At 38.1% G+C, this 24,235-nt stretch carries 20 protein-coding genes; all 20 read left to right on the top strand.

Annotated elements, in window-relative coordinates; translation table 11 throughout:
• Nucleotides 1-13 precede the first annotated feature (13 nt).
• The 20 genes from ACWJJ4_RS09225 to ACWJJ4_RS09130 all read left to right on the top strand — a co-directional run bounded on the left by ACWJJ4_RS09225 (nt 14) and on the right by ACWJJ4_RS09130 (nt 24,109).
• Nucleotides 14-415, top strand: coding sequence for a hypothetical protein (locus ACWJJ4_RS09225; RefSeq protein ID WP_077722246.1), 402 nt, complete (start codon nt 14-16; stop codon nt 413-415).
• Nucleotides 416-486: 71 nt separating this feature from the next.
• Nucleotides 487-843 carry a hypothetical protein gene (locus ACWJJ4_RS09220; protein WP_062623492.1) on the top strand — a complete coding sequence of 119 codons (357 nt, stop codon included), beginning with the start codon at nt 487-489 and terminating at the stop codon, nt 841-843.
• Nucleotides 843-2,174 carry a pyocin knob domain-containing protein gene (locus ACWJJ4_RS09215; protein ID WP_454021594.1) on the top strand — a complete coding sequence of 444 codons (1,332 nt, stop codon included), beginning with the start codon at nt 843-845 and terminating at the stop codon, nt 2,172-2,174. Before ACWJJ4_RS09220 ends, ACWJJ4_RS09215 begins: the two co-directional genes overlap by 1 nt.
• 13 nt (nt 2,175-2,187) lie before the next feature.
• Nucleotides 2,188-2,463 (top strand): hypothetical protein, encoded by a 276-nt coding sequence (locus ACWJJ4_RS09210; protein WP_014470096.1) that lies wholly within the window; start codon nt 2,188-2,190, stop codon nt 2,461-2,463.
• Nucleotides 2,464-2,616 carry an XkdX family protein gene (locus ACWJJ4_RS09205; protein WP_014470095.1) on the top strand — a complete coding sequence of 51 codons (153 nt, stop codon included), beginning with the start codon at nt 2,464-2,466 and terminating at the stop codon, nt 2,614-2,616.
• An 18-nt stretch (nt 2,617-2,634) separates the two neighbouring features.
• Nucleotides 2,635-3,483, top strand: coding sequence for a glycerophosphodiester phosphodiesterase family protein (locus ACWJJ4_RS09200; RefSeq protein WP_014472038.1), 849 nt, complete (start codon nt 2,635-2,637; stop codon nt 3,481-3,483).
• An 82-nt stretch (nt 3,484-3,565) separates the two neighbouring features.
• Entirely contained in the window at nt 3,566-4,051 is a 486-nt protein-coding gene (locus tag ACWJJ4_RS09195; protein ID WP_161619969.1) for a hypothetical protein, read from the top strand.
• Complete coding sequence (locus ACWJJ4_RS09190; RefSeq protein WP_125122855.1) at nt 4,051-4,467, top strand: hypothetical protein; 417 nt, start codon at nt 4,051-4,053, stop codon at nt 4,465-4,467. The genes ACWJJ4_RS09195 and ACWJJ4_RS09190 overlap by 1 nt, the downstream gene beginning before the upstream one ends.
• A gap of 13 nt (nt 4,468-4,480) precedes the next feature.
• Nucleotides 4,481-5,482 (top strand): tyrosine-type recombinase/integrase, encoded by a 1,002-nt coding sequence (locus ACWJJ4_RS09185; protein ID WP_014472041.1) that lies wholly within the window; start codon nt 4,481-4,483, stop codon nt 5,480-5,482.
• 44 nt (nt 5,483-5,526) lie between these two features.
• Entirely contained in the window at nt 5,527-5,742 is a 216-nt protein-coding gene (locus ACWJJ4_RS09180; RefSeq protein ID WP_454021593.1) for a hypothetical protein, read from the top strand.
• 610 nt (nt 5,743-6,352) lie between these two features.
• Nucleotides 6,353-7,033, top strand: a complete 681-nt coding sequence (locus tag ACWJJ4_RS09175; RefSeq protein WP_454021592.1) for an immunity protein — start codon at nt 6,353-6,355, stop codon at nt 7,031-7,033.
• A gap of 58 nt (nt 7,034-7,091) precedes the next feature.
• Complete coding sequence (locus ACWJJ4_RS09170; RefSeq protein WP_454021591.1) at nt 7,092-13,982, top strand: phage tail tape measure protein; 6,891 nt, start codon at nt 7,092-7,094, stop codon at nt 13,980-13,982.
• Nucleotides 13,983-14,026: 44 nt separating this feature from the next.
• Entirely contained in the window at nt 14,027-14,788 is a 762-nt protein-coding gene (locus ACWJJ4_RS09165; RefSeq protein WP_454021590.1) for a phage tail domain-containing protein, read from the top strand.
• 14 nt (nt 14,789-14,802) lie between these two features.
• Nucleotides 14,803-18,099: a DUF7359 domain-containing protein gene (locus ACWJJ4_RS09160; protein WP_454021589.1), complete on the top strand. Its 3,297-nt coding sequence runs from the start codon at nt 14,803-14,805 to the stop codon at nt 18,097-18,099.
• A 20-nt stretch (nt 18,100-18,119) separates the two neighbouring features.
• Nucleotides 18,120-18,935 carry a hypothetical protein gene (locus ACWJJ4_RS09155; RefSeq protein ID WP_060964937.1) on the top strand — a complete coding sequence of 272 codons (816 nt, stop codon included), beginning with the start codon at nt 18,120-18,122 and terminating at the stop codon, nt 18,933-18,935.
• A gap of 13 nt (nt 18,936-18,948) precedes the next feature.
• Nucleotides 18,949-21,531 (top strand): peptidase G2 autoproteolytic cleavage domain-containing protein, encoded by a 2,583-nt coding sequence (locus ACWJJ4_RS09150; RefSeq protein ID WP_454021588.1) that lies wholly within the window; start codon nt 18,949-18,951, stop codon nt 21,529-21,531.
• 175 nt (nt 21,532-21,706) lie between these two features.
• Nucleotides 21,707-22,750: an N-acetylmuramoyl-L-alanine amidase gene (locus ACWJJ4_RS09145; protein ID WP_454021587.1), complete on the top strand. Its 1,044-nt coding sequence runs from the start codon at nt 21,707-21,709 to the stop codon at nt 22,748-22,750.
• Between the two features lie 106 nt (nt 22,751-22,856).
• Complete coding sequence (locus ACWJJ4_RS09140) at nt 22,857-23,228, top strand: hypothetical protein (RefSeq protein ID WP_031303970.1); 372 nt, start codon at nt 22,857-22,859, stop codon at nt 23,226-23,228.
• Nucleotides 23,229-23,240: 12 nt separating this feature from the next.
• Complete coding sequence (locus ACWJJ4_RS09135; protein WP_014470077.1) at nt 23,241-23,492, top strand: phage holin; 252 nt, start codon at nt 23,241-23,243, stop codon at nt 23,490-23,492.
• 338 nt (nt 23,493-23,830) lie between these two features.
• The gene (locus ACWJJ4_RS09130; protein WP_454021586.1) at nt 23,831-24,109 is read left to right on the top strand and encodes a hypothetical protein; all 279 of its coding nucleotides are present in this window, start codon (nt 23,831-23,833) and stop codon (nt 24,107-24,109) included.
• Nucleotides 24,110-24,235 lie beyond the last annotated feature (126 nt).

Below are 24,235 nucleotides of genomic sequence, written 5' to 3'. Positions count from 1 at the left end.
GGAGTGATTTTTAATGGCAGCAAAACTTAATGATTTCGATGGCGTAAAATCTTCAGCTAGAGATGATGGAAACGGTGGTTTAGTAACTGACATTCATCTCAAATCACAAGAAAAGCCTCTACAAGTTGACTTCCCTCAAGCTGGTTTCTCCTCTTTTAAAACGGATAAATTCACTGTTACTTCAACAGCTCAAAAAGTTACCGCAGGCATCACTGACAGGACAGCACTTACTATTTATCCTCCTGCAGAAGGCACGATTTACATTGGAAACTCTACTGTAACTGCTGATACAGGTATCCCATTGACAGCTGGTGACAAACCTTTTTCGGTGCCTGTTGCTGCTGGCAAAACACTTTATGTTTATGTGATCAATGACGGTACTGACAGAGACGTAAGAGTATTTGAAGCTAAATAAAATGAGGGGATACTTCCCCTCTCATATTTAAATAAAAGTCAGTTTTTAAACAGACTTAGGAGGTGGAGTTGTTGACAGAAACCGATGAAAATATTTTAAAAACCATTCCAGATAAAGCAACCTTTACATTCCACGAAGCAACAACTGCCCCGTCTGAAGGTGAAGAATTTGTAGTATCACATTATCGGGATATTACTGTTAAGATCTCTGGTTCCTCAACTTCAAGAGAAATAAAATTCTTTGCCGTAGATGAAAATGGTGAAAAAACAGAAATTGCTGGAACAAACAAAACTGATTTTCAATTAGGTACGGGCACATTGAATACAAATGAAAACTGGGATTTCGATATTGCGGGGCTTTTCAAATTCATGGTTGAGGTTGTTTCCGTAAATGGAGATGTAACGATTAAAGGAATTGCGGTGAGTTAATGAGTAGTAGCAAATTTGTAGGTCAGCTCAAACAAAATAATGAGCAAATTAATAATCTTAAAGATCAATTTTTCAGAACTGAATCTCACATGTCTGATCATGAAAAACGCTTGAATGACAAAGTTGATGAGTTCATGGAGAAGCAGAATTTCGATTTAAAAATACACATTCAAAACAATGCGAATCCACATCAAGTCACAAAAGAACAAGTCGGATTATCAAATGTAATCAATGAAGAGCAAGCCACAAAAGTAGATTTTGATAGTCATCTTGACGATAAGGAAAATCCCCATTCAGTTACTAAAAGCCAAGTTGGCTTGTCTAAGGTTGATAATGTACAGCAAGCAGCGAAAGTTGATTTTGACGTTCACGATGCAGACCTTGATCGACATATCACAAAGGATGAGCGCAGTTATTGGAACAGCTCCGATGAAAGGACAAAGTCTTTTTTAGCTGAACATACTAACGATCAATCAAACCCACACAAGGTTACTGCTGAACAGGTTGGGCTCGGGAATGTAGACAATGTAAAACAAGCTACTAAAAATGACTTTGACAATCATCTAAATGACACTAATGTCCATATCAACAAATCTGATCGGGATAAATGGAATGCTGCTCAACTTTTCAAACTCACTGCCGATGATGGAAAAGTAATCTACAAAGACAGTTCTGAAAAAACGGAATACAACGATTTGATTACCACCGGATTCTATTTAATCGCCAACCAGGGGCTACACTCCCCTGCTAACTTGTCCAATGTATATTTGGTTGTCATGAATTATGGTGATACAATAGCCCAATTTGCTTTAGAAGCATATTACGGAACTCATAGTTATTTCCGATTTAGAAAGAGTGATTCAACTTGGACTTCATGGCAAACACATGAAACGACCGACGGAGCACAAACAAGAGCTACTGCTGCGCTCAACTCAGCTAAAACCTATACCGATACCAAGCTTTCCTCTACGACATGGTACACTCCTACTTTACAAAACGGATGGGTTAATTACACTGATGCTAACTCTACAGATCAAACAGTGTTTAAAACTCGATATACAAAGGATGCTACAGGGACTGTTTTTGTTGAGGGCGCTATAGCAAAAGGAACAATTGGCTTTGGAGTGGCTGCATTCACTTTGCCTGAAGGATACAGACCTGGAAGAGCGTTTCAGTGGGTTGGTGTAGCTTCCCAAGCAGGAATGTCAGGTGTCCCGCAAACTCACAGAGCACTTATTGACACTGACGGAAAAGTTATTATAGAAAATAGCTCAAACACCTCCAAACCCAATGATTACATTAGCTTAGGCTTTAGTTTTAAGGCCGTGTAGGGAGAATATTATGATGCAAGTATACAAATATGACGAAAATTATATTTACGAATTCCCTGTTGTACTTGAAGACGATAGTCCGCTTCCTGATAATTGCACTACTATAGCTCCATCCGATGGTCTTTATATTCCTAAATTCAGTCCTAAAACGAAAAAATGGGTTGAGTCCGCCTCCAAAGAATACATTGACAGTTTAAAACCCCTTGACCCCGAACCATCGGAAGCTGAAAAAGTTAAAAAACAATTAAGTGATTTAACATATCAACTAATGATGGATGGTGTACTTTAAATGAATTGGTATGAACTTATAAAAGATTATTACAACGATGGTAATGGTGTCTGGGATGAATACCGAGTAGCGCAAGCTGTAGTAAAAGGGAAAATTACACCTGAACAGTACGAAGAAATTGTTGGAAAAAAATATATTGAACCAACTACCTAATTATGATAATTTTAGGTTATGAAAACAATAAATTTTATAACATTCATCAGTGCTTTAGTCTTGCTTGGGGGATGTTCATTTAACGAAGTAGAAACATCAGCTACGGGATTAGGAAAAGGAAGCAGTAAACAATACGAGCCGCTAATGATTGCACACAGAGGCGCATCGGAAATTGAGCCAGAGCATACCCTACTCTCTTATGAACGAGCAATAAAAGACAAAGCAGACTACATCGAAATTGATTTACGACAAACCAAAGACGGTCATCTAGTCGCAAACCATGACAAGACTGTTGATAGAACCACAAACGGCAAAGGAGAAGTTGAGGATCTCACATTAGATCAGATTAAAAAGCTGAGTACTGGAAAAGGACAAAAAATCTTAACGATTGAAGAAATCATTAAAAAGTTTGGACAAACTGCAAACTATTATATCGAGACTAGAACAAACAACAAAGGCAAATTAGTAATGGAGAAAAAGTTAATTGACATACTCTCTAAAAATAAACTAATCGCTAATAACAAAGTTGTTCTAGAATCATTTAGTGACAAAAGTCTAAAGAAATTACATAAGCTTAACAGCCATGTGCCTCTTGTTCAACTTTTAAAAGATGAAGACGTAAAGAATATGAGCAATTCAAAGCTAAAAGAAATACAAAAATATTCTAATGTTGTTGGCCCTAATGCCAAATTGGTTGATAAAGATTTTGTTGAGAAAGTCCACAATAACCATATGAAAGTACATGTGTTTTTTGATACTGATAAAGAAAGAACATACACTTCCAAAATGCTGAAGTTAAAAGTTGATGGACTATTCACAAATAATCCAGCTTATACAGAAAAAGTTCTAAAAGAAGATTATAAATAAAATACAAGTTTTATTTAGACACCTCTCCCTTATTGAGGTGTCTTTTTTAATGTGTACAGAGGATGTATAAGGAGGAAATGAGATGGCATCAAAAAAATTAAATCTTGGGTTGATCGAAGATAGTGTAAGCAAATATGACAAGAAAGAACGAGTAAAACTTACTGATGACGTTCATGTTTATATTTACCCTTACTTCTCCCCTACCCGCTTAACCAAAATGTTCACTGAATTAATGACGGATTCAGAAAGAGCAAACGAAGCAGGAATTAAGTTTCAAGATATCAACCCTGTTCATTGGGGATATTTTTCACTAATTAAGGAATTTACGGATTTAGGCATTCCAAGTGATATCAAAAATAAGGTTAAGTGGTTTGTTAAATTAATAGACTCGGAATTTTTCCCATTGATTCTCAGCAACTTCCCTGAAGAAAGCATGAAGAAGTTTGAAGAGGCAGCAAAGATGATGAAAACGAGTTTAGACAAACTTTCAAATATGTCTCAAGAAGAAATAAATGATCTTATCCTCAATAAGGTTGAAGAGATTGAAAATGAACAAGAGGCTGAATAATGGCCAAGAATATAAAAGAAATAGCAGCACTAATTGAATTTGCCGCGAAGCAAGCCGTTCAAAAACAGGGAAACACAAAAAATACGATGATTAAAACAGGTCAAGAGCATGTGCAATCTGATGTGTACGACGCCTACGATCCCCTGGAATATGAACGCACATCTCTTTTGAAGGACTCCTTTGTCATTCAAAACGAATCTAACGGAATTTCATTAGACAATACCCGTGAAGACAACGGTAAGGATGTTGCCACGGTTGTTGAGACTGGTCAAGGATACACGTATCCAGATAAATACGGTTATGGTTACGGAAAACCTCGCTCATTTATGAAGAATACCGCTGAATCGTTAAAAGATGGACGATTAGTTGCTGCTATGAAAAAAGATTTAAATACAAGTGGTATTAAAACAGAATAACGGTGGTGTATTAATGGCCAGAGAAATAAAACAAAACATGATGCGCTCTAGAGCCGAAAAGTTGCCCGAAGTCACGGATGAAATGTGGGGTCAGGTTGATGACGAGCATAGAAGCTTAACTCAAGAGTTTCTTGACGCCCACTCATTCCGAGATAAAACCAGAAAGCAATACAACTCCTCTCTTCGTCAGTTCTTCTGGTGGGTACATAATTCCTTGAATGGGAAGAAGCTTTACAAAATATCCAAAAGGGATTTCATCAGATATCAAAGCTTCCTGAAAAATAGAGGGATGTCTTCAAGTGGAATAGCTTTAAAAAAGGCTGGAGTATCTTCTTTAAATAACTACATTGAAAATGTTGTTGCTGAAGATGACGATAATTACAAATCATTCAGGAACTTCACAAGAGGTCTCCCTGCCATCCCTAAAACAACCACGTATGAAAAAGTAAAGGTTACTTACGATGAATACAGAACAATGATGAAAGTGCTTGAAGAAGATAAAAACTATTTGGGGATGGCTTGGTTAGCTACTGCCTTTAATGTAGGTGCCAGAAGAGCTGAAATTATTCAGTTTAAAACCGAAATCCTGAATTATGAGATACCTGAAGGTCAATCTTATGTCATGGCTCACAAAGTTCTTGGAAAAGGAAAAGGCGAAGGAAAACCCCTCGACTACATGATTAACACAGAAGCACTGGAATATTTGAAGCTTTGGCACGAACAACGGGGGTATGACCATGAATATCTATTTACTACACAGTACGGTGGCCAACCAAGACAAATGTCAGAGGGTTGGGCTGACTATTTTTGTTCTGATGTTCTTTCTGATATCCTTGGCCGCCGCATTAATCCTCACCTCTTTAAAGCCTCCTGTATTACTTACCTTCTTGAAGTCAAGAAAATTAAGATTGAGCTCGTGAGTAAATATGTTGCACAGCATAATGATGTGTCTACAACAATTAAGCATTACGACCTTCGTGATTTTAAAGAAGAAAAGAATCAAATCTTCTCGTAAACATTATGAGTCTCTTCAATCCTCATCAAAGTTCAATTGAGAATATGCAACAGCAAATTGATGAATTGTCCGAAGCTGTTGCTGAATTAACTAGGCTGCTTGATACTAAAGCAGATAGGAATCAATTCGGGTCTAAACAGATTGATGAATCCAAAATCAGTGATGGTAAGGTTCTTGTTTACAACGTAAGTACCGGTAAACTTGAATACGGAAAGATTAAGAAAAGCCTGCTGGGAGACATATCAATTGATTTGCTTTAGGCAGCACTCTTTAGAAATCCCTCTTTTATGCAGAATCAAGATCCTTCTACCGAAGGGTTTTGCTTATGGATAAAACCTTAAACTTATTTCCATATTTGACGATAATATGGAGAGGTGAAAAATATGAATAAGACAATACTTAAACACAATTTAGTACAGATGAATAGTCGCGACCTGATCAAATACATACAAAAAGAATTCCCGCACTCTGGTGAGCCCTACACAGAACAAAAGCGCAAATTTCAAATCCTAAAATCGCTCAATTCATCAGATTTAATTTTAGCTATTTCCCGTATGAGTCGAATTGAAGCGTCCTTCGATCATACGAAAATGTGGACAGTTGGAAGTGTGCTCATAGGAACATGTTTACTATCTCTCAGAATTATGTTTAGTTTTAATTTGCTTTGGTATATTCTAATCGCAACATCGATTTGCCTTCTCCTACTTTTTGTTGTACGAAAGGATAGGGACATTGTTATTACTGCTACATATTTTAAAGAATTACTTGAGCAGATTAAGTCCGAAAAAGGAAAGTGACCCTCCCCTTTGCTAGTTCTACACTTTTGGAAATCATGATATAATGTAGGAAAATAATACTGGTGGTGGTTGGATGGGCTATAAGATTATGGCTTATGGTGGCTATTTTTTATTCAGCCTTTTCTTCTGTTTAATGGATGGCTGGAGACCTTTGGGGGTTTTTATGATAATTGGCGGTTTGGCTTATTTAGCGCTCGAACCTTACAGAATAAAAAATGCAACTGTTGCTGAAAAGATTAGAAAAAATGCTGAAACACTAAAGACCTATGATAGCGAATTTAACCCTGATAATTTCTTTAGCACTTATAAAACTAAAATTGCTTACAATGAAGATAAATCTATCCTTAAGGTATATCAGCTAAATGGAGAAGAAATAAACGAGTATGTTGTCCCTTTTGCCCAAATTATTCAATCTGAAATCTCACTGGATGACCAGGTGATTTCGAAGGTTGCCAAATCGGGGATTATTGCTGGAGGATTATTAGGCGGCGGAATTGGTGCAACAATTGGTGGTTTGTCAGCCTCCTCTACTCAAACAGAAATGGTGAAGTCAATTACGCTTAAAATTACAGTCGAAAACCTCAAAAATCCTATACACTATATCCACTTCCTCCCTTCTCGCGAGGATGATGGATATGAGCCTCAAGGTTATAAAAAAGATGGAAATATCATACAGCAAGCTTTAAAAAACGCTGAGTATTGGCAAGGTGTCATGGATGTAATTATCAAGAAAACAAGTACAGTCGCTCAATAATTTGAGTGGCTTTTTTATTTGCTCTGATTAGCCCCACTTGAAAGGATGTGACTTATTTTTGAGTCAAGATTTAAAAATAATACTGACCCCAAAAGCTGATACCTCCTCAAAGACTGTCGAACAGTTAAATCAGCAAATTAAATCTTTAGAGAAAAAGCTTAATTCCCTTAATTTAAAGACCAATATTGATGCCTCTGCTTTAAAGACTCTCAACGAATTCTCCTCTGCAGTTGACACTTACCAAAAACATCTCAAATCCTTCAATCAAACAATTAAAGAAACCACAACGGTTACCAGAAATGCCGATGGCACTGTTGAAAAGCTGACGCAGCAATATAAGAAAAATGGCGAAATCATTCAGCGTGAAAAGAAATTCATCGACAATCGTAATCAATCACTACGTGAACAAACCCAAGAAGTTAACAGGCTTGCTCAAGCGACTGAAAAACTAGGTCAGGTACAGAAAAGAACAGAACAGAAGAATTCTCAAGGACAAACGACGAGGGTAACTCAAAAGAACCGCAATGGCTTCGATGATATAACATATACGACTGATCCAAAGACAAATGCTACGTCATCAAAAGTTACAACAAATTACGATCAGCAACGAAAAGCAATTGAACAACTAAAGATAGATTTAGAAAAACTTAGACAGCAAGGAATTGTAACTGACACCACCCTCTCTTCCCTTGGGCGGAAATTAAACACTGCTCAAACAGCTCAACAAATTGAAGCATTACAAAACAGAATTAAAATGCTCGATGATAAGTCTGCTGCTGTGGCTAAAAATAATGAACTCCGAAAAACTATTGAGCTTTATCAACGCCAAGCACAGGTAAACGTACAAAACCTTAATACGCGTTATGGCGATACGATGGGCGCTGGAAATAGACAAGCTATCCAAGAGTACCTCAATGCAGTTAATAGCCTTAATGTAAGTGCCGGCGGAAGCAATATCAGAGCTCAAATGCAAAGCTTGAACATGCAATACAGGGAATTGGCTTCAAATGCGCAAGCAGCAGCTAGTCAAGCCTCGTCTTTTGGTGCGGAGCTAACGCAAGCTTTCAAAAGTATGTCTACATATTTAATCTCTGGTTCTTTGTTCTACGGCGCTATATCTGGACTCAAGGAAATGGTATCTCAGGCTGTTGAAATTGATACTCTAATGACAAACATCAGACGTGTGATGAATGAGCCTGATTACAAGTACAATGAACTTCTTCAAGAGTCAATCGATTTAGGTGACACACTTTCAAACAAAATCACTGACATTCTCCAAATGACCGGTGATTTCGGGCGTATGGGCTTCGATGAAAGTGAATTGTCAACTCTAACAAAAACCGCGCAGGTTCTACAAAACGTCTCTGACTTAACTCCTGATGACACAGTTAACACTTTAACTGCCGCAATGTTAAACTTCAATACTGCAGCCAATGATTCTATTTCAATTGCAGACAAGCTAAATGAAGTGGATAACAACTACGCTGTAACTACTCTTGATCTGGCCAACTCTATTCGAAAAGCAGGAAGCACCGCTTCGACTTTCGGTGTTGAATTAAACGATCTGATTGGTTATACTACAGCAATCGCAAGTACCACTCGTGAATCAGGAAACGTTGTTGGTAACTCACTTAAAACTATTTTTGCCCGGATAGGTAACAACCGAAGCGCAATCAAAGCGTTGGATGAAATCGGAATTTCTGTAAAGACTGCAGGCGGAGAAGCAAAATCTGCGAGTGAGTTGATTAATGAGGTAGCAACCAAATGGAACACATTAACTGATGCTCAAAGACAAAACACCTCTATTGGCGTTGCGAATATCCATCAATTGTCTCGATTTAATGCCTTAATGAACAACTTCTCTATCGCCCAAAATGCCGCCGCAACAGCTTCTAATTCTGCAGGTAGCGCTTGGAGCGAACAGCAGAAATACGCAGATAGCTTACAAGCAAGGTTAAATAAACTTCAAAACAATTTCACTGAATTGGCTATAGCTTCATCGGATGCCTTTATTAGTGACGGATTGATTGAGTTCACTCAAGCTCTGGGTTCTTTGTTAAAAGCCTCCACTGGAATAATTAACACTGTTGGTTTCCTCCCCCCTCTTTTTGTGACGATTAGCACTGCTACATTGTTGCTCAGTAAAAACACTCGAACTTTAGCTACAACTCTTATATTAGGCTCAAAAGCAATGAGACAAGAAACTTTAGCTAGCATCGGATTAGAAGCAGGTATGACCCGTGCTGCTGTTGCATCAAGGGTTTTGAAAACTGCTCTTAGAGGGCTTTTAGTTTCTACAGTGGTTGGAGGCGCGCTTGCTGCGTTGGGTTGGGCTTTAGAAAGCATAGTTTCATCTTTCGCAGATGCAAAAAAAGCTAAAGATGATTTTGAACAGAGTCAACAGACCAATGTTGAAGCAATTACAACCAACAAAGACTCCACAGACAAACTAATAAAACAGTATAAAGAGCTTCAAAAAGCCAAAGATTCAAGAACCCTTTCATCAGATGAAGAGCAAGAATATCTTCAAGTTACTCAGCAATTGGCTCAGACATTCCCCGCTTTAATTCAAGGTTATGACTCTCAAGGAAATGCAATTTTAAAAAGTAATAAAGCTTTAGAAGAAGCTATTGAGAACACTAAAGAATACCTTGAACTTAAAAAGACGGAAACTAAAGACAGCGCCAAGAAAACTTTCGAGGACGCTTCTAAAGAAATTAAAAAGTCTAAAGATGAGTTGAAGCAATACAAACAAATTGCTGATTATAATGATAAAGGCAGACCAAAATGGGACTTCCTTGCTGATGATGAAGATTATAAAATCGCTGCAGATAAAGCGAAGCAAGGTATGCTTAAAGCACAATCTGACATAGCAAGTGGAAATGCAAAGGTTAGAGACAGTGTTCTCTCAATCGCCCAAGCATACAGTTCTATAGATATCAGCAATACTTTAAAAACGAGTATCAATGACATTGTGGGTAAACTCACTTTAAAAGATGATTTGAATCCTGATGATCTCGATAAATTCTCTTCTGCATTGGGTAAACTCCAAGAGAAAATGCAATCGGCATTGAATTCAAACGATGAAAAAGCATTTGATAGCGCGAAAAAGGATCTGCAAACCCTTTTGGAGACCTATTCAAAATCCGGTTCTTCTATTGATGTCTTTAAGTTGAGTTTTGATAAGGCACAAAAGAACATTAAAGATGGAGATAAGGCCATTTCTTCTGTTAAATCGGAAGTTGGTGATTTAGGGGAAACTCTTGCTGAAGCAGGTAATGAAGCTGAAGATTTTGGTCAAAAGCTCAAAGAAGCGCTTGACGCAAATGATATCAGTCAGATTAAAGATGTAATCAAAGGCATGTCAGAGTCAATGCAGTTTGACTCTGTTCAAGGCATTCTTAACGGGGATATTTTTAATAACACCAAAGAACAAGTTGCTCCTTTAAACGAACTTTTAGAAAAGATGGCTGAAGGAAAGAGCATTTCTGCCAATGAAGCTAATGCTCTAATCCAAAAAGATAAAGAATTAGCCAAAGCAATAAGTTATGAAAATGGTGTTATAAAGGTTAACCGAGATGAAGTAATTCGTCAGCGAAAAGTTAAGCTCGATGCCTATAATGACATGGTTCAATATAGCAATAAGCTAATGAAAACTGAAGTCAATAATGCCATTAAAACCTTAAACGCTGATTCCTTACGAATTGACAGCCTTAGAAAGCTTCGGAGAGAGCGTAAGCTCGATATATCCGAGGCAGAATTGTCTCAGCTCGAAGTTAAATCAATTAATAATGTAGCTGATGCGAAGAAAGAATTACATAAGATTGAAGAAAAAATGTTGCAACCTGGTGGATTTTCTAACAGCCAAATCTCTGCAATGGATAGCGTTAGAGCTGCTCTTAAATCCTACATCTCAGCATCTGAAGAAGCTACATCTACTCAGGAAACAAACAAACAAGCGTTAATAGAATCAGGTACTTCCCTTGAAAAATGGACAGACGAGCAAGAGAAAGCAAATGAAGAAACCAAAACGTCCATGTACGTGGCTGATAAATACAAGGAAGCTCTGGAGAAAGTTAATGCTGAAGTCGAAAAGTACAATAAGCAAGTAAACGACTATCCAAAGTATTCCCAAAGTTATCGAAATGCCCTGCAGAAAGAAATTAAAGCTCTTCAACAAAAGAAAAAGCTTATGCAGGAGCAAGCCAAACTCCTCAAGGATCAAATTAAGTCAGGGAACATTGCACAATACGGTATAGTTACCTCTTCCCTTTCCTCTGGTTCATCTTCTGGTGGTTCTTTTTCTTCTGGTGGTGGGTCTTACTCCGGTAAATACTCCAGCTACATTAATTCTGCCGCAAGCAAATACGGTGTTGATCCAGCTCTAATTGCAGCTGTAATCCAACAAGAATCAGGATTCAATGCAAGAGCTCGCTCTGGAGCCGGAGCTGCTGGTTTGATGCAGTTGATGCCTTCCACTGCTAAAAGCTTAGGCGTAAACAATGTTTATGATCCTTATCAGAGCATTATGGGTGGCACGAAATATCTAGCCCAACAACTAAGCAAATTTGGTGGCAATGTTGAGAAAGCACTTGCTGCTTATAACGCAGGGCCTGGTAATGTAATTAAATATGGCGGCGTCCCTCCCTTCAAAGAAACACAGAATTATGTTCAGAAGATCATGTCAAATTACACGAAGTCAATGACTTCTGCCAATTCCTCCATTGCAAGCTACTACACGAAGAACAGCGCGTTTAGAATAAGTTCTAAGTATGGTGCTCAAGATGGCGCTTACCGAGCAACTCCACATAAAGGGACAGACTTTGCCGCAAAAGCCGGTACTGCAATTAAGTCTTTGCAAAGTGGTAAAGTCCAAATTGCTGGTTATAGTAAAACTGCCGGTAACTGGGTTGTCATTCAGCAGGATGATGGAAAAGTTGCTAAGTATATGCATATGCTTGATACCCCTTCTGTTAAAGCCGGTCAAACTGTTAAAGCTGGCCAGACCATCGGTAAAGTTGGCAGTACGGGTAATTCAACAGGAAATCACCTTCATCTTCAAATTGAGGAAAACGGAAAGACAATTGACCCTGAGAAATATTTAAAAGGTGTCGGTACATCTATTTCAGATGCATCTCAAGCTGAAGCAGAACGACAGCAAGCAATCGCACAAGCTAAATCAGACCTCCTCTCTCTCCAAGGTGACATTGATTCAGTAAACGATCAGATACAAGAGCTCAGATATGAGATCGTTCAATCGAAACTCGATGAATATGACAAGCGTATTGGCGATTTTGACGTAAGAATCGCTAAAGACAAAGCGCTCGCTAGTCATTACCTGAGCGACAGTAAAGAATTCCGCAAGTATACAAACGATCAGAAAAAAGCTTTAACTGAACAGCAAAAGATTCAGAGTCAGAAGGTTTCTTTTATTGAAAAAGAAATCAAAACAAACAAAACTCTGAATGCCGCTCAAAGAGCACAGCTTGCTGAGGAATTAAAACAAGCTAAGATTGATCTCATCAATTTCCAAGAAGAAGTAAGAGAACTTCAGGGACAGCTCATCCAATCCAAAGTTGATGAAACGCTTAACGGTATAGAGAAATCAACCAAGAAAACTGAATCCAAGCTTAAAGATGTTAGCAACAAAATATCCATGACCGAGGAAGATAAAGACAAGGTTAAATATTATAGCCAACAGATTAAGCTTATTCAGCAGCAACAGAATGAAGCGAAGAAGTATATCAAACAGTTGGAAGCACAAAAGAAAGCTGCTAAAGGATTCCCGGATATTCAGAAACAAATTACTGAAGAAATCGAGAACTGGAAAGACAAGCAGAAGGATTACAACCTGAAGCTTTACAACACAAAGAAATCAATCAAAGATGTGTACAAATCTCTTGCTGATGAAGTTGTCTCTATCTACAAAGAGATGTACGAAAAGATGCGTGATATCGAATTAAAAGCGCATCAAAAAGCTACGCAAGACTTGATTGATGAGATTGATAAAACTGATGATGAAGCTAAATACCAAAAAGAGCTCAAAGAAAAGAATCAGGCTATTCAGGAAACCAAAGATAAACTAAACAAACTATCCCTTGATGACTCTGATGAAGCAAAATCACAGGTTAAAGACTTAGAAAAGCAACTTCAAGAACAGCAAGAAGCATTAGATGAGTTTCTTAAAGATCGTGAAAACAGTAAGCGAAAAGAATCGTTACAAGATCAGCTTCAAAAAGATGAAGATTCAATTAATAAGAAATATGATGATCTCGTTAATAATGAGCGTGGATTTAAGGAACTTGAGAAAAAGCTAATGGATGGGAAGATTACTGATATTGCTAAGCAACTGAATGAATTCTCTAAGTTCATTAACAGCAATATGGAGTCCATAGGGAAAAGCATCTCCAATAATCTTATCGATAAGCTTAAAGAAGCCTCCAATGCTCTGAATACTGTGACCAAGGGTAATAAAACTGGGAAAAAGGTATCCTCTTTTGCATCGGGTGGATATACAGGTACAGGACTAGGTGCAGGTAAGCTCGCCTTCCTACACGATAAAGAGCTCATCCTTAATAAAACCGACACTGCAAATATCTTGGATACAGTAAAAGCTGTACGTGAGAACAATGCTCCAAGAGAAGAGACGCCTAAATGGGGTCAAGGTGGAAAATTAGCAGCCTTGATTAACAAAGGAATCACCACTATTCCATCAATAATTCCGAATATTAATCAATCAAGTCTTTCTAATAGTTTGATACCGAGCATTCAAAACCTCTCTTCCCCACCAGATGTAGCTAAGACAGTAAATGGCACTATAAACAACAATGATTTTAAAGTTGAATTCACCATTAACGAATCAGGAAATCCTCAGAAAACAGCTGATTTTGTATTCAATAAATTTGCAAATGGTCTTAAAAACAAGGGCATAAATTTCAACAACTCATGAGCCAGTGTATATGCTGGCTCTTCTTATTTTTGAGGTGATAAAAATTGATTAGAGAAAGCCTCTATTTTTTATTTAATAACGAAAAATCAAGTGACTATGGCGTCACAAATGTTAATACTGATTCAGGCTTAGTTGAGGAACCGTTCTTAGGCTCAAGAACAGTCAATGAAACTTATTTAAAGGGTCGACCTGAACCCTACACTGAAGGGGTTAAACAGGAACCTAAGCAATTCCCATTGAATTTTTATCTCGGTGATCACTTTGATGAAAAGAATGTACGAGCAATTAAACGTTGGTTAAGCGTAGATGATTACAAGCCTTTTGCGTTTAGCCAAAACCTTGATATCGTTTATTATACAATGCCTGTAGATACATCTGATTTGGTTCATAATGCCGCTCGTAACGGCTACGTTCGGTTAACTATGAAATGCAACTCCCCTTACGCTTATAGCCGAAATGCAATCACTCATGCATTTGACATATCCTCCGGCTCTGAAATTGTTGAGTTACATAATAAAGGCGACGTAAACATCTTCCCCTCTTTGGAAATATTGAAAATTGCTGACGGTGACATAAAAATCGAAAATCTCAGTGATTTCTCTGAACCATTCATATTCAGCAACTTAAAAGATAAGGAACTCTTAAAAATTAACGGCGAAAAAGAAATCATTGAATCCAATCTTTATGGGAATGAACGCTATGATGATTTCAATGACCAGTACTTGAGAATGGGCTTCGGAAGAAACAGATTAAAGGTTACAGGCAATTGTAAATTAAGATTTTCATTTAGATACAAGTATTTGTAGGAGGGGTTAGACATTTGATTACAATTCGTAAAGACACGGAAATTAAAGATATTCGTCTTTCCCTAGCTAAACCAAATAAAACAAAGATCGCAAATATTGATGAAGTAATCAATCCTATGGTAACGCTCAATCACGGCAGCAATGTACACGAATTAACATTCTCAATCCCTTTAACTGCCACTTACGATGGTGTAAATAAACGGAATCATGTTGTTGATCTATTGAGGCCCTGGTACTTAATAAAATCAGAATTTCATGGACTTACAATCTGGTTTACAGCAGTCAAGAAAACTAAATCATACAGCAATGATATGGACACTATCCAGGTTGAATGCAAATCACTTCAATATGTACTTTCTAAGCAAGGTGTCATTAAGTATGAAGAAACTTCGAAAAATCTTAAAGAGGCCGCTACCGACTGCCTAAAAAATACTGAATGGTCTATCGGTTTCATTGATCCCCTCTTCAATTTAAAATACAGACAGTTTGATATTTCTTCTTCAAACAAGCTTGATTTTATGTATTCGATTTGCGAGAAATTCGAAGCGATTCCTGTTTTTAATACAATTGACTGTACAGTTGATTTTTACAAAGAATCTGATGTGTCTAAATATAAGGGACTCAAAATAACTCCTGCCCAATATATGATTTCTCTGGATGACATTGAGGATATGGATGATGTCGTTACAAGGATTTATGCTACAGGCAAAGATGGATTAAGCATCAACTCCGTAAATCCAACCGGACAATCATACATAGACGATTTTTCGTACTTCCTCTACCCTTTTCAGCGTGACCAGAAACGAAATGTAATCGAAAGAAGCAACTACATGTCTGATGCACTTTGTCATGCAATTTTAGATTACAACTACCTGGTTAATAATGAAGGCAGTTCTTTCTACAAACTTTTAGATGAGAAAAAGAAAGCCGAGGAAAAAGAAACAGCATCGAATAATGACCTATATACGTTGCAGCTTGATTTCCAAAAGATATTGGACAGGATTACAGTTGCAAGTAAAGCCGGCGATGATACTACTGATCTAATAAAGCAAAGAGATGCTAAATCAAAAGAAGTTGAATCAAAAAAAGAAGAAATTAAAGCAATACAAGCTTCTATTACACAAATTTCAACACAGATTACCGCCCTTAAAGATAAACTGTCTTTTGAAAAGAACTTCAGCACTGAACTCCAAAAAGAACTTTCAAAATACATTATTACAGCCGAATGGTCTAATGACAGTATCTTTGATGAGAATGAATTATATGACGCTGCAAACGAAGAACTTGAAAACCGAAATGCACCAGCTGTTAATCTGGCATTAGGTTTAGTGAACTTTTTCAATTGCATTAGTGAAAAACATAACTGGGACAGGTTTTCTCTTGGCGACATCGTAAGGGTGCAACAGAAAAGCTTCTATACCGATGTAAAAGCAACAATAACAGCTATTTCGATTGATTTTGAACAGTCTAACTTGAGCGTTACAGTTTCAAATGGTAAACGCGCTTCATCGGATTTTGAGAACATGCTGAAAACAATTTATCGAACAAATAAAATCAGCACTGAGACAAACAAAAGGAAAATCAAGTACGATGAGGTTACTGAAAACTTCAACCGACGTAATGACAGGATTGCTGTTAAACCCGCCTCCCCTGTTATTGCAAAGGACGGCACTGCTATTTCTCATACGACCAATGATGATGGTTCTGTTGATGTAACTTTCCAATGGGACTATGTTGAATCAGACGAAGATCAATACAATATTGATGGTTTTGAAATTTATCTGCATGGAAGCAACAAAAATGAAGAGTACGTTTTTGGCTCAAAAATGGCAAGTGAAGACTTGAAGAATGTAAAGTATGACAAACGAGCTGCTACATTTACAGGGCTCCCCTCCAATATGTACTACACAATTGGTATTCAAGCCTATCGAAGAGTTGATGCAGATATAGAGATAACTCAATTCATTGGATCTGACATCGTAAAATCCCTTCACCCAAACGAAAACCCCTACCTCCCTTCTTCTACTGTAGAAGTTAAAGGAAAGCTAAATGGCTCGAAATACACGGTCTCCTCAACCGAGCCTGAGGAACCAGAAGCAAACGATTTATGGACTAATACGGTTACAGGTGTTGTTTCATCTTACGACGGCGAAAAATGGGTTTCCAGTGATCAAAAAACTGCTGAATTAGTTGAAACCACAGCAGCACAAGTTGACACTAAGCTGTCCGACTACGATAGTCGCGTTCAAAACATTGAACTCAATAACCTTTTGGTCAACCCGTTGAAATGGAAAGGCGGAAATGTTTCAGCATTTGGCCGTAAATACTATGCCGATGTCAGTTATGATTCAACTGTTTTAAACTTAAATACAATCACTATTCCTATCCTTATTAATGCAGTGGATGCTTCAGACTCAAATCCAACTGTTGTGGATTACACTTATAACGAAGCGTGGGATATGATCCCTAAACTCAAAAATGACGGGTACAACATTATTTTAGAACCCTACCCCTTCATCGCAAATGGAACGATAGCTGAAACCAATTGGGCACCTTCTGATCTAGACCAATGGTTCGCAGCATGGAACAGCATCCTGCAAGACTTCGCTAAAAAATGCGAACAATTTAAATTAGACGGCTTATACATTGCTTCAAACTTAGTTCATATGGAAGACTCAACAGAAAAGTGGAAATCAGTTATTACAGGCCTAAGGAGTTTATTTTCTGGCAAGATACTCTACCGGACAAATTATTGGGTAACCGCTGAGTGGGCTCCTGAAACGATTGCCGCGTATAACAAAAAGCTGAACAATCCTATATTTGGACTAGTCGATATTATTGCAATAGCAGCTTACTTTGAATTAACTGATAATCGAAATCCATCTGTCGATCAGTTAATTGATGCTATTTATAGCGTACCGTTATACGGGCGAGGACAGAATATATTCAAGGAAATCAAAGCATTTTATGATAAATGGAATAAGCCGATCTTCTTTGGTGAACTTGGCATCCCACCTTACAGTAACTCTCCTGAACAGCCCCATAACGCATTCGGTGACCTAGGGGAATACAATGAATCAATTCAGGCGAATTGGTTTGAAGCATGGGTTAGAGTTTTTCAAGCTCAAGATTGGTGGCAAGGATATTCTGTATATGCAATTTCAGATGAGAAGGCTGTGTACAATGTAATTGGCAAGAAAGCCGAATCCATTATCAGAGGACAAACATTAGGCGGTACAAAAGGCAGACTACAGAGCTTAGAAGAAAGAGTCGCGCACTTAGAAGAATTGCTCAAATCAATTACACAATAAGAAAGGACGGTGAATTTAGTTTGGATTTTCCTCAGCTCTATAACGATCCCACCCTTTCTCAAAAAAGGAAGGGCTCAATCAATGACCCTTATTTAAGCTATAGTGAAACTTTAACTGTTTACAATGGTCGAGTCTTACTTACAGAAGTGCCTAACCGTGAGTACAGAGTCGAGGTTAGTGGTGACAGTAAAGAATGGCGAGAAATTGAAGATGGTGAATTAGAAGACAACTATTTTAAGGTTGATTACCTTATGGGAGTTGTCTTTTTCAATGGTTCAAATGAAGGCAAATCACTTACTTTTACATATCAAGGAGAAGGCGCATCCTTCTTCCCTGCCTCAAGAATTTGGATTAAACGGCAAGGAAATATGGTCATTGAAACACTTCAAGGCTTAATTGATGATGCTGAAGATGCCATTATTCGTATCAACGAACGTATTGCTGAATGTGAACGTGTCACCAAGAGATGTATTGAAATAACAAATTGGTGCAGACAAGCAACATCAGATTATGAATATGTAGTTGAAAACACTAGGAAGATTTACTTGCCGTTTGTGTACACCTATCAGGATTTATTAAACACTTATCCTTCCCCTCAAATTGGTTGGACTGTCACTGTAAAAGAAACAGGTATTGAATATAGATGGGATGGTTTCGACTGGATAAATATTAGCATCTCAGATAAGTATGATGGTTTCAACATTGTTTCTAGTTATGTAGAGCCTTACAACATTAGGTCAGTATGGTTGAGAACGAACAATGCTCCCAAAAAGATGAGGATAAAACCATCTGTAGAACCCCCTGACGGAAGCATGGTTTGGATTAGAAAAGGATAAGGAGGAGTATATATTGAACGACAATTTAATTCCCGTAAACACAATGGGTTATATGGACGAAGAAACAGAGCAATGGATACCCATTGATGCTATAGGGTTAAAATCAAATAATATCAGATATACTGCAGACGATATTCAAGAGGCTTTTGATAAAGCTTCTAAGGATATTAAAAACGTAATAAGCACAGTCGATTCTGGTTTAACAGATATCACAAACACTATTGGAGACATTTCAAAAATCCCTGCAGCTGGTGCAACAATTGTTGATAAAGTCTTAAATGAGTTTATCAGACGAAGTGTTAATGTTCAGGATTTTGGAGCTAAGGGTGATGGTGTTACTGATGACACTGAAGCTTTCAAAGCTGCCTTTGCAAGTGGGAAACGAGAGGTTTTTGTACCTGCAGGTATTTATATGGTTCAAGGATTACATATCCCCTCTTATGTCAGACTTTACGGTGTTGGATCAGGATCTATTATCAAGCTTCACCCAACTGCTACCGGAACATCTTGTGTGTTAACCAATAGCGACTACACAAACGGAAACGAATATATCTTAATTGAAGACTTAGCCCTCGATTGGAATTTAGACAAAAAGGACAACACCATTACAAATGGAACAAATGCAAACTGTGTGGGTATTGTTAACTCTAAATTTGTTCGGGTTAGAAACGTCAATGCTCGTAATCCAGGTGTACACGGGTTTGATGTAAGCTCCCCTGTTTGGAACTCTTCTTCTGATGGAGCAGATCATTATCAGCCAAATGGTAGCAAATATGTTTGGATTGAAAATTGTACTGCAACTAACTATGGTGATGATGGCTTCACAACTCACTATTCAGACTACATCTTCTTCACTAACTGTTATGCTTATGACGCTAATGGATCCGCCCACAGTAAAGGAGCTTCAAATTCAAATGGTTTTGAAATTGATGATGGCTCTAAAAATGTGTGGCTTGTGAACTGTTACAGCCGAAAAAACTGCAGAGGTTTTGAAGTCAAAGCTCACAACAGAGCACCGGCAGCAAGAAACGTAAACCTAATTAACTGCTATTCCGAAAATGATATCCGCGCTTTCGACTTTAGACATATTGGCTTCCACCTAGCCTCCGAAAAAATCTCCACAAGTGCTTTTGACATTAATGTCGTTAACTGCACTGCACAACACCCTATTTTCAGTGACCTTTACCAAGGTTTAAATCCTCGAGCACTTGTCATTTCCGCTTATAGAAATGTCAACGTATCAAACTTCAATGCAATTGGTGATCCGACGTATGATTATAAGAATACTACAGTAATCTCTACTCAATATAAGAGCAGAAATATCAACCTAAGCAACATCACTGTTTCGGGGTTTACAACAGCAAGTAACGATATCTATGTAATCGGTGGAGCTCAAAAATCAGACAATGTAAACATCTCGAATGTAACCATTAATCAATCTGCACTAGTGGGTATTGCTGTTGGAAGTAAAGTTGGCTCAGTCAATATCAGCAACGTTAACATGACGGGAACAAACAAATCAGGTTCAATTGGCGTTTATTGTACTAACTCCCAGGCCAATATTAATGCTACGATGTGTGAACAATACGCTACTCCCAGTAAAATTGCCGGGAAAACCTACGCATTTATCCCGAATAATTTCAAAGGTGGTACACGAATTGCGACGACTTCCGGCTACGCTAAAACAAATACTAGCGTCGTAATGGCATCTTCAGGTGGCGGACAAGCAACTGGTGACGCTTCTGCCGTTATTGCTACAACTGGCGGTTCTAAAGCAGAAGGGCCACGTAATGCAGTTATTGCTTCCTCTGGTGGATCTAAAACAACAGCTGAAGGAAGTCGCTCATTGGTTGTTGCATCAAATAATTCTTCCATTGAAGGATCAGGATCTTCTAGGGTTGTTATTGGATCACAATCTGTAATAAACAGAAAAGGGTATACCACTATATGGGGATACGGAACATCAGATACCCCTTCCATCTCGAACATTAAGATAGAACATGATGCGATGAGAGGAAATATTGCCTTAACCGGTCAGGTTAAAGGCGCTTCAACATTTGCTGATTATGCGGAGTATTTCGAATCTGCAGATGGAAGAGCAATTCCTACCGGATATATGGTCACACTTGATGGGGACAAAATTAAGAAAGCGAATCTCGGTGACAAGGTATTAGGGGTTATATCTGAAACAGCTGGTATTGTGCTCGGAGAGTCTTTATTTAATTGGCAAGGAAGATACCTCAAAAATGAATTCGGGGGTCTTATTTATGAAGATAGGGATGTGACATTTGTGGATTCGGAAGGTATGCAAAGAACAGAAATAAGAAGGCTACCAAAAGAAAATCCCAACTTCAATGCCAATGAAGAATATGTTCCACGATCTGAGCGTCCTGAATGGAATATAGTCGGTATGTTTGGACAAATTTTCGTTCGCATTGATGAAACAGTTCAAGACGGCGACAGAATTGTACCCAAAGCCGGCAAAGGATCAAAATCCTCTGATGCTTCAGGTTATCCGGTAATGAAAATAACAACACCTTATACAAAGGAAAGAGGATATGGTGTCGCTGTTTGCTTAATAACACCCACAGTTTAATTTAGTGCCCTCTTTAAAGGAGGTGGTTATGTTCTAGTTAAAATATAAATTTTATTCAATTTACAGCATTCAAAAACAGAGATAACAAGAGCATACGTGAGATAAAGAGAGATTGGAATTTACCCCCTTCTCTCTTTTTTGTGCTCAAATTTAATTTTTAGGAGAGATGTTCAATATGACAATTGCAGTGAAAAAGAGATTAGTTCCAAGCGAAAAATACGCCCTGAAATGTCCGAACCCAATGACACCGGAGTATATCACTATTCATAACACAGCAAACGACACAGCCGCCGCCAATGAAATCAGTTATATGACGGGAAACAGCGAATCGACAAGCTATCACTTTGCCGTCGATGATAAAGAAGTCATTCAGGGGATTCCGCTGGATCGGAACGCTTGGCACTCTGGCGATGGAAGGAATGGAACTGGTAACCGTAAGTCTATCGCAGTAGAAATCTGCTACAGTAAGTCAGGCGGCGCGCGGTACCGCGCAGCAGAAGCGATGGCTATCAAGTTTGTGGCGCAACTTCTTAAAGAGCGCGGATGGGGCGTTGACAAAATCAGAAAGCATCAGGACTGGAACGGAAAATACTGCCCACATCGTATTCTGTCTGAGGGACGTTGGGATCAAGTGAAAGCAGCCATTGCTTCAGAATTAAAAGCACTCGGCGGAAAAACTTCTTCCTCATCTTCAAAGCCAACAAAAGTAGTTAAAACAAATGGTTCTTATGTTAAGAACACAGTTATAGCTGACAGTCTTAATGTGAGAACCCAACGCAATGCAAACTCCTCTATTGTACTTGCTCTTCCTAAAGGCTCCACTGTCCAATACCAAAAAGGATCAACTCAAAATGGTTGGGGTTACATTAAATACACCAATTCTAAAGGTGCTACATACAGCGGATATGTAAATGTGAAATACATTAAAAGTGATGCTGAGCTTGGAAAATCAACCCCAAAGCCTAAACCCACTTCTAAGTCTGATAACAGTGGAATCAAATCTGCAGGCAAGATTAAAGTTGTCGGGGTAAAAAGCGCTGCTATCGTAATGGACAGACCTGATAAAAACAAAGCAAAGAATCTTGGCACTGTGGGGCTAGGTGATACCGTCAGCATTTCTGGCTCAGTGAAAGGGTCAAACAATGCTAAGGGTTACTGGGAAGTTATCTACAAAGGTAAACGCGGCTACATTTCAGGGCAATTCGGCTCAAAAATCTAAATATATTTAAATATTTTTGAGGATGAGTGTAGCTCAAAGTGTATCAATGATTATTTAGGAGGTGATGTGACATTACCTCCTATTTTTTATGGAGGATGATTGCATTGTGGCTGAAAAAGAAAACTATGAAGTTTTAAAGACCGAGGTCGCTCATATAAAAGAACGTCTTAAAGAACAAGCAGAAGATAGAAAAATCATGTTGGAAACACAAAAAACAACAAGTGAATCGCTCATTAGGCTTACCACTGTTGTTGAGAATCAGGAAAAAAACCTTGTTGAAACAAAAAATTTGTTCACCACTGAGATAGCTGGACTAAGAAATGAATTTCAGCAAGTTAATCAGTCGCAAACAAAATGGCTTCAGAGCTTGTTAGAAGGAACCTTTGGCAAGACATTAAAGATTTTAGTTTTAATTATCCTCATACTGCTTGGCGCAGAGATTGCTGGTGTAGATATCACCAAATTAGCTAATTTATAAGGAGACGATTTAATGACTAAAATTAACTGGAAAGTAAGACTTAAAAAGAAAACATTCCTGGTTGCAATCTTCTCTGCAACTCTTTTGTTTGCACAAGCAATTGCATCTGCTTTTGGATACGATATTTCTGTGTTTAGTGATGATCTCACTGAGAAATTTAATGCTTTGCTTACATTTCTAACTGCAATGGGGGTTGTAGTGGATCCAACCACTACAGGTATCTCAGACAGCGATCAAGCAATGGAATACACAGAACCAAAATAACTTGGGGAGTTCACCTCCCCTTTTTTTCATTTTTAATTAAGAAAGGAAAGATTGTTGGTCATGCAAATAGGATCTGGATATATCGGGAGTCCAATGCTTGAGAAGTCAGAATCTAACCATGAAGTGATCCCTTCCCCGCCAGTAGCTTGGACGATTAAATATTCTTTCTATAAATTCAGCTTTTCGAATGATCAGGAATGTCATGTATCAATCAACGGTGGAATTCCTATCTATTTAAGAGCTGGGCAAGGTTTTCAAATGGACGCTCATGATTCACCTATCACAAGCTTCAAGATTTCTGAGTCAGGAATAACATATAACTTTTTGGGGGCGCATAAATGAGTTTCTTCAATCCAATAGTTAATGTCTCAATTGTCACTGGGAAGTCTGCTTATGATATTGCAGTAGACAATGGTTTTTCAGGAACTGTAGAGGAATGGTTAGCTTCACTAAAAGGTGAAAAAGGCAGTACTGGAGCTACAGGTGCAACCGGGGTTAAAGGTGCTACTGGCGCTGCCGGTAAAGATGGAAAATCAGCATATGAATTAGCCGTTCAACAAGGTTTCACTGGAACATTAGATGAGTGGCTCGCTTCGTTAAAAGCAACAACAAACTGATCACATACCCTTCTCTAACGAGGAGGGTATTTTTTTTCGTTTCGTTCATAATCGAATTATTGATTTGTTTTTAATTTTCACTCAAATCCCCTTTACATTTCTTTCCTCCAGTGCAACTATATAATA

The sequence above is a fragment of the Bacillus sp. JK62 genome (assembly GCF_053663455.1).
This window is presented reverse-complemented; position numbering and strand designations above follow the sequence as displayed.